We start from the raw sequence: 7,908 nt of genomic DNA on the forward strand, positions 1-7,908 counted from the left end.
GCTCCCAAAGCGCAACGCCCGCCGGCTTTTGGCCAGGCGGGCGTTTGGTTGCTGGAACAGGCTTTGTCTTATTTGTCCTGCTGCGTCGGCTTGGTTCCTTGCGGGGCCCTGAGGGGTTCGAATCCACGGCCACGGTCGGCCAGATACAAAAACAGCCCGGGCTTGGCCGGGCTGTTTTAATTTGGTTGCGGGGACAGGATTTGAACCTGTGACCTTCAGGTTATGAGCCTGACGAGCTACCGGGCTGCTCCACCCCGCGTCAACTAGAAGTAAGCGCAAGCCTACGATAGGGATGGCCTACAGATAGGTAGAAGCCTCACCAAATGAAAGGGCCGCTTACGCGGCCCGTGATCCCGTTGGCGGGCCTGTTCATAAAGAGAAGATTTCTCTGCATCCGATTTGGATGTGAGATCAACGTGCGTTTGGCAGACCTGGCAGCGACCTACTCTCCCGCGTCTTGAGACGAAGTACCATCAGCGCTGGAGCGTTTCACGGCCGAGTTCGGAATGGGATCGGGTGCAGCCGCTCCGCCATAACCACCAGGTCGGCAAAACGCACGTTGTTTCGAGAAGCTGTTGAGCGAATAGCTATTAGTGAGTAGCCAATAGGGATTACCTATTTTTTGGCCGTCTCGGAGCTGTTCGCTGGTCTTTTTTGTGCCTGGCTGTTCTTGGGGTCTGGCCCTTCGAAGCGAAGCTTCGCAAGGTCGACCGACCGTCGGCGCCGATGCGCCGCACCCACGTAGCGCCGCCCGCAGGGCGGAACAAGCGTGAGTGAGAACAAACCATCTGACTTCTGGCGACAATCCTTTGGATTGCGCCGAGATGGGCATAAGGAATGAGAACGATCAAGCCGATCGAACTATTAGTACCGGTAAGCTTCAAGCGTTGCCGCTCTTCCACACCCGGCCTATCAACGTGGTCGTCTTCCACGGTTCTCAGGGAATACTCGTTTTAAGGTGGGTTTCCCGCTTAGATGCCTTCAGCGGTTATCCCGTCCGGATATAGCTACCCTGCTATGCGGCTGGCGCCACAACAGGTCCACCAGAGATCCGTCCATCCCGGTCCTCTCGTACTAGGGACAGATCCTTTCAATATTCCTACACCCACGGCAGATAGGGACCRAACTGTCTCACGACGTTCTGAACCCARCTCACGTACCGCTTTAAATGGCGAACAGCCATACCCTTGGGACCTGCTCCAGCCCCAGGATGCGATGAGTCGACATCGAGGTGCCAAACAACCCCGTCGATATGGACTCTTGGGGGTCATCAGCCTGTTATCCCCGGCGTACCTTTTATTCGTTGAGCGATGGCCCTTCCACGCGGGACCACCGGATCACTATGACCGACTTTCGTCTCTGCTCGACTTGTCAGTCTCGCAGTCAGGCAGGCTTATGCCATTGCACTCAGCGAACGATTTCCGACCGTTCTGAGCCCACCATCGCGCGCCTCCGTTACTCTTTAGGAGGCGACCGCCCCAGTCAAACTACCCACCATACATTGTCCCGGACCCGGATAACGGGCCGCGGTTAGACATCCATAGTAATAAGGGTGGTATTTCAAGGGTGGCTCCACCTGAGCTGGCGCCCAGGTTTCAAAGCCTACCACCTATCCTACACATGCCACTACGAATGCCAATGTAAAGCTATAGTAAAGGTGCACGGGGTCTTTCCGTCTAACCGCAGGAACCCCGCATCTTCACGGGGAATTCAATTTCACTGAGTCTATGCTGGAGACAGCGGGGAAGTCGTTACGCCATTCGTGCAGGTCGGAACTTACCCGACAAGGAATTTCGCTACCTTAGGACCGTTATAGTTACGGCCGCCGTTTACTGGGGCTTCGATTCAGAGCTTGCACCCCTCCTCTTAACCTTCCAGCACCGGGCAGGCGTCAGACCCTATACGTCGTCTTGCGACTTCGCAGAGCCCTGTGTTTTTGATAAACAGTCGCTACCCCCTGGTCTGTGCCACCCTCCTCCACTTGCGTGGAAAAGGGTCACGCTTCTTCCGAAGTTACGCGTGCAATTTGCCGAGTTCCTTCAGCATAGTTCTCTCAAGCGCCTTGGTATACTCTACCAGACCACCAGTGTCGGTTTCGGGTACGGTTTATAAGGAGGAGCTATTTCCTGGAACCACGCAGCAGCCCGTTCAATCCGATAAGATTGGACTACCTCAATGATCCGTCACTACCTCCAAGCCCACGAATATTAACGTGGTTCCCATCGACTACGCGTTTCCGCCTCGTCTTAGGGGCCGGCTAACCCTGCTCAGATTAGCTTTAAGCAGGAACCCTTGGTCTTTCGGCGGGGGAGTCTCTCACTCCCCTTACGTTACTCATGTCAGCATTCGCACTTCTGATACCTCCACCACCCCTCACGGGTATGGCTTCATCAGCTTACAGAACGCTCCGCTACCGCTCGTGATTGCTCACGAACCCTAAGCTTCGGTGTATGGCTTTAGCCCCGTTACATTTTCGGCGCAAAGACCCTTATTTAGACCAGTGAGCTGTTACGCTTTCTTTAAATGATGGCTGCTTCTAAGCCAACATCCTGGTTGTTTTGGGATCCTCACATCCTTTCCCACTTAGCCATAACTTGGGGACCTTAGCTGTAGGTCAGGGTTGTTTCCCTTTTCACGACGGACGTTAGCACCCGCCGTGTGTCTGCCGACTAGTACTCCCAGGTATTCGGAGTTTGGTTAGGTTTGGTAATCCGGTGAGGACCCCTAGCCCATCCAGTGCTCTACCCCCTGGGGTATTCGGTCGACGCTCTACCTAAATAGATTTCGCGGAGAACCAGCTATTTCCGAGTTTGATTGGCCTTTCACCCCTAGCCACAAGTCATCCCGAACTATTGCAACAGTTATGGGTTCGGTCCTCCAGTAAGTGTTACCTTACCTTCAACCTGCTCATGGCTAGATCACTCGGTTTCGGGTCTAATGCGACGAACTGAACGCCCTGTTCAGACTCGCTTTCGCTGCGCCTACACCTAGCGGTTTAAGCTTGCTCGTCACACTAAGTCGCTGACCCATTATACAAAAGGTACGTGGTCACCCAGGACGAACCTTGGGCTTCCACTGTTTGTAGGCAATCGGTTTCAGGTACTCTTTCACTCCCCTTGTCGGGGTGCTTTTCACCTTTCCCTCACGGTACTAGTTCGCTATCGGTCATGCACGAGTACTTAGGCTTGGAGGGTGGTCCCCCCAATTTCAGACAGGATTTCACGTGTCCCGCCTTACTCGAGGACGATGATTTGCATTACGCGTACGGGGCTGTCACCCACTATGGCCCTACTTTCCAGAAGGTTCCGCTTGTCTCATCATCGCCACTGGCCTGGTCCGGGTTCGCTCGCCGCTACTTCCGGAGTCTCGGTTGATGTCCTTTCCTACGGGTACTTAGATGTTTCAGTTCCCCGCGTTCGCCACTTTACCCCTATGTATTCAGGGTAAGTTACCTATTATCGATACTTGGAAACCACAGCAGCATCAGCGTAATCTCGAAGAGATTGTCGCTCCAACGCGCCCCCAAAGGGATCGCGCCGGCCTGCTGCTCTGATTTTCCAAGTACCTTAGGTGGGTTTCCCCATTCGGAAATCTACGGATCAAAGGGTATTCGCACCTCCCCGTAGCTTATCGCAGCGTATCACGTCCTTCATCGCCTGTGCATGCCAAGGCATCCACCAATTGCCCTTAAGACACTTGATCGTTCTCATTGCCAATGCCCACCTGCGCGATCTCGAAGAGATCGTCGCTTCAGCCAAATCCCGAAGGATCCTGCTTCAGCGCGACCCCGAAGGGATCGTCGCATGGGCCAAATCCTGTGCGGGATTTAGCCCGATGTCATTGGCACAAAAAGACCAGCTTCTCGAGATCGGTTCGAGGGTGCGGTTAGGCAAACCCATCATATGCGGGAGATTGAGCGTCTCCCGCGACAAATCACAACCCTTTCAGGCCATGAAGTTCGAACAAATCTTCTCTTTACGATGTCAAACAGAACAGGCGGGAAAGCCAAGAAAGCTTCCCGCAAATCTTTTTTCGAATGACTTTTTCTCGGACACCTTCATCTCCACTCGACACCTCTTTCTTCCCTGGAGAAGAAGCGACAATCCCTGCGGATTGCGCGAGTGGTGGAGCCGGACGGGATCGAACCGACGACATCCTGCTTGCAAAGCAGGCGCTCTCCCAGCTGAGCTACGGCCCCTGATTATTTTCCCGACAGATATCGAGGAGATCCGACAATCCTTGCGGATTGCGAAGTGGTGGGCCTGGGAGGACTTGAACCTCCGACCTCACGCTTATCAAGCGCGCGCTCTAACCAACTGAGCTACAAGCCCTAAGCCCCAAGCGCAGATGGTAGTCGGCTTCGAGGCAGAGCCTCGCAAGGCCGCCAAATCTAACTAAAACCGGCGGCCGTCGCGGCTCGTGCCGCGCCCTCGCGGAGCGCCAGCACCCGCCCATCTTAATCAACAGGAGGGTGCGACACGGCGCGCGAGCGCAATCCAAAGTCATTCGCTGAAGAAAGAGAAACGAAGGCGGCAGACCCGCTTAAGGTATGCGCGACGGTCAGAGTGACTCTCTGCCGTCTTGTTCCAAGAGAACCGAAAGGCAGAGGCTCATCAGATGAGCGTTTCCATTAAGGTTCTTCCTTAGAAAGGAGGTGATCCAGCCGCAGGTTCCCCTACGGCTACCTTGTTACGACTTCACCCCAGTCGCTGACCCTACCGTGGTCGCCTGCCTCCTTGCGGTTAGCACAGCGCCTTCGGGTAAAACCAACTCCCATGGTGTGACGGGCGGTGTGTACAAGGCCCGGGAACGTATTCACCGCGGCATGCTGATCCGCGATTACTAGCGATTCCAACTTCATGCACTCGAGTTGCAGAGTGCAATCCGAACTGAGATGGCTTTTGGAGATTAGCTCGACCTCGCGGTCTCGCTGCCCACTGTCACCACCATTGTAGCACGTGTGTAGCCCAGCCCGTAAGGGCCATGAGGACTTGACGTCATCCCCACCTTCCTCTCGGCTTATCACCGGCAGTCCCCTTAGAGTGCCCAACTGAATGCTGGCAACTAAGGGCGAGGGTTGCGCTCGTTGCGGGACTTAACCCAACATCTCACGACACGAGCTGACGACAGCCATGCAGCACCTGTCACCGGTCCAGCCGAACTGAAGGGATCCATCTCTGGAAACCGCGACCGGGATGTCAAGGGCTGGTAAGGTTCTGCGCGTTGCTTCGAATTAAACCACATGCTCCACCGCTTGTGCGGGCCCCCGTCAATTCCTTTGAGTTTTAATCTTGCGACCGTACTCCCCAGGCGGAGAGCTTAATGCGTTAGCTGCGCCACCGACAAGTAAACTTGCCGACGGCTAGCTCTCATAGTTTACGGCGTGGACTACCAGGGTATCTAATCCTGTTTGCTCCCCACGCTTTCGCACCTCAGCGTCAGTACCGAGCCAGTGAGCCGCCTTCGCCACTGGTGTTCCTCCGAATATCTACGAATTTCACCTCTACACTCGGAATTCCACTCACCTCTCTCGGACTCGAGATTGCCAGTATTAAAGGCAGTTCCGGGGTTGAGCCCCGGGATTTCACCCCTAACTTAACAATCCGCCTACGTGCGCTTTACGCCCAGTAATTCCGAACAACGCTAGCCCCCTTCGTATTACCGCGGCTGCTGGCACGAAGTTAGCCGGGGCTTCTTCTACGGTTACCGTCATTATCTTCACCGTTGAAAGAGCTTTACAACCCTAGGGCCTTCATCACTCACGCGGCATGGCTGGATCAGGCTTTCGCCCATTGTCCAATATTCCCCACTGCTGCCTCCCGTAGGAGTTTGGGCCGTGTCTCAGTCCCAATGTGGCTGATCATCCTCTCAGACCAGCTATGGATCGTCGCCTTGGTAGGCCATTACCCCACCAACTAGCTAATCCAACGCGGGCTCATCCATCTCCGATAAATCTTTCTCCCGAAGGACGTATACGGTATTAGCTCCAGTTTCCCGGAGTTGTTCCGTAGAGATGGGTAGATTCCCACGCGTTACTCACCCGTCTGCCGCTCCTCTTGCGAGGCGCTCGACTTGCATGTGTTAAGCCTGCCGCCAGCGTTCGTTCTGAGCCAGGATCAAACTCTCAAGTTTTGAAACTTTGATTGGCTTTTATCTGGTCACGCTTTGAATTGACGAGAACATTCACACCTAGACACTCACGTGTCTTGGTAGACTTTATTCTCTCAAAACGTGTCCGCCAAAGTCTCGTTCGAACAACCTATCCCTGGCGGGATAAGAGGTTCAGCAGGACTCTGCCGCCCACGTTTCTCTTTCTTCAATATTCAATTTTCAAAGAACAGACACCGCAGACGCAGTGTCGTGGCCCGTTTCGCTTTTGGCTCCGGGGCCGTCCGAGTGTCGCTTACGCGGCTCTCTTGAATCTCACAACGGGCAGGCTTAGAAGCAAACTTCTTCGTCGCCAGCGGCGTGCCGCCCTCGTTGGTGAGGCGTATATAGTCGCCACCTTCAACAACTGTCAACAGCCAAGATCACCCTTTTTTCGATTTCTCGTGGAGATCTTGGCGAGGCCCGAATTTGTGAGTTGGCTTGGCCCGATTGTGACCGGCTTTCCGGTGCAGCTTATCCGCATGAAGCACGGCACCAGATCAGCGCCGGGCGGATGCCATCGGCCCGAAATCGCTGTCGCGCTTGGCGGAGCGCCCTGGCCGCGCCCTGCTTGAGCGCCGGTTAGAGCCGTTCTTCAAGCAATTCCGGCGTGATGTTGCGGCCGGCGTAAAAGACGCCCAAAATCAGTACCCGCTCGCCCTCGACGGCGAATGCAATGCTGACAGCGCGCCGGTACCCAACAATCCGCAGCCCAGGCATGATCTCGACCCGCTCGGTGCCGCGCTGTGGAAAAGTCGACAGGTCGAGACAATGCTCGCGGATACCCACAACGAAATTCCAGGCGATCGCAGGCGATGCGCGTTCCGCTATGTCGTCATACAGCGCTTCCAGCTCGGACTCCGCCTTGGGGTGGAAGACAATCTGATACCCCATCCCTTACTTGGCTTTCGCCTGTTTCGCGCGATGACGCGCCTCCAGCCGCGAAAACACCGTGTCGGCAGGGATCCCTTTCGTTGGATCCCGCTGGAGCTCGGCCAGGCGCGACGGTACGTCCTCACGCAGCCATTTCTCTCGCTCCGCCTCGAAGTCCTCGAGCATGCGCAGGCCAGCGCGGACAACCTCGCTGGCATTGTTGTAGCGGCCTGATTCGAGCTGCTTCCTGATGAAGCTCTCATAGTGGTCGTTTAAAGCGTAATTTGGCATGGCAACCTCCTGCAAAGATTATGGGGGCGCTCAACGCGGATAGCAATAGATGTCAACTATTAGCAATCTGGCTGATTCGGCCATGCTCCACCTTGCCGCTATCCAGCTCCGGGAGAGATGCCGTCGCCTGATTCGGCACGACCGGAATGTCGTCTCAGCCTTGAGGGCGCCGGCGCGATCGAGGAGCGGCGTGCAAAGTCGATGCCCGCGGTCGTCATCTCCAAGGCAGCATGCGCGCGACGCAAACGACAATGTCTGCGTGACACGACAAAACCGGACAGAAATGGCATCCCGAGCGCGTCGGCGATCCGGTTGGAGTTCGCGTCTGTCGATCTACGGCTCACATATGCTCCCAAAGCGCAACGCCCGCCGGCTTTTGGCCAGGCGGGCGTTTGGTTGCTGGAACAGGCTTTGTCTTATTTGTCCTGCTGCGTCGGCTTGGTTCCTTGCGGGGCCCTGAGGGGTTCGAATCCACGGCCACGGTCGGCCAGATACAAAAACAGCCCGGGCTTGGCCGGGCTGTTTTAATTTGGTTGCGGGGACAGGATTTGAACCTGTGACCTTCAGGTTATGAGCCTGACGAGCTACCGGGCTGCT

The 7,908-nt window shown here is 55.7% G+C and carries 3 protein-coding genes, 3 tRNA genes and 3 rRNA genes; 1 reads left to right on the top strand and 8 read right to left on the bottom strand.

The genetic code is table 11. The features are described 5' to 3' along the window. A partial coding sequence (locus AC1DZP_RS35130) for a hypothetical protein (protein ID WP_477308833.1) occupies nt 1–212 on the top strand: 212 nt, incomplete at its 5' end. On the opposite strand, the gene AC1DZP_RS35135 is transcribed toward AC1DZP_RS35130, so the two are convergent. From AC1DZP_RS35135 to AC1DZP_RS35170, 8 genes are all read right to left on the bottom strand, one after another. Next, a tRNA-Met gene (locus AC1DZP_RS35135) sits at nt 183–259 on the bottom strand. The two genes, AC1DZP_RS35130 and AC1DZP_RS35135, sit on opposite strands and share 30 nt — an antisense overlap. A gap of 170 nt (nt 260–429) precedes the next feature. Next, a 5S ribosomal RNA gene (rrf, locus tag AC1DZP_RS35140) occupies nt 430–544 on the bottom strand. Between the two features lie 299 nt (nt 545–843). Then, nucleotides 844–3,702, bottom strand: a 23S ribosomal RNA gene (locus AC1DZP_RS35145). A 420-nt stretch (nt 3,703–4,122) separates the two neighbouring features. Then, nucleotides 4,123–4,198, bottom strand: a tRNA-Ala gene (locus AC1DZP_RS35150). Between the two features lie 56 nt (nt 4,199–4,254). After that, nucleotides 4,255–4,331 (bottom strand) — tRNA-Ile (locus AC1DZP_RS35155). Between the two features lie 316 nt (nt 4,332–4,647). Beyond that, nucleotides 4,648–6,132: ribosomal RNA gene (locus tag AC1DZP_RS35160) — 16S ribosomal RNA — on the bottom strand. Together the 16S, 23S and 5S rRNA genes with 3 tRNA genes alongside form the textbook arrangement of a ribosomal RNA operon. A gap of 597 nt (nt 6,133–6,729) precedes the next feature. Then, the gene (locus tag AC1DZP_RS35165) at nt 6,730–7,041 is read right to left on the bottom strand and encodes a type II toxin-antitoxin system RelE/ParE family toxin (protein ID WP_477308835.1); all 312 of its coding nucleotides are present in this window, start codon (nt 7,039–7,041) and stop codon (nt 6,730–6,732) included. Between the two features lie 3 nt (nt 7,042–7,044). Next, nucleotides 7,045–7,311, bottom strand: coding sequence for a type II toxin-antitoxin system ParD family antitoxin (locus AC1DZP_RS35170; protein WP_184879647.1), 267 nt, complete (start codon nt 7,309–7,311; stop codon nt 7,045–7,047). Nucleotides 7,312–7,908: the final 597 nt, after the last annotated feature.

The organism is Mesorhizobium sp. P2_F8, assembly GCF_056403655.1.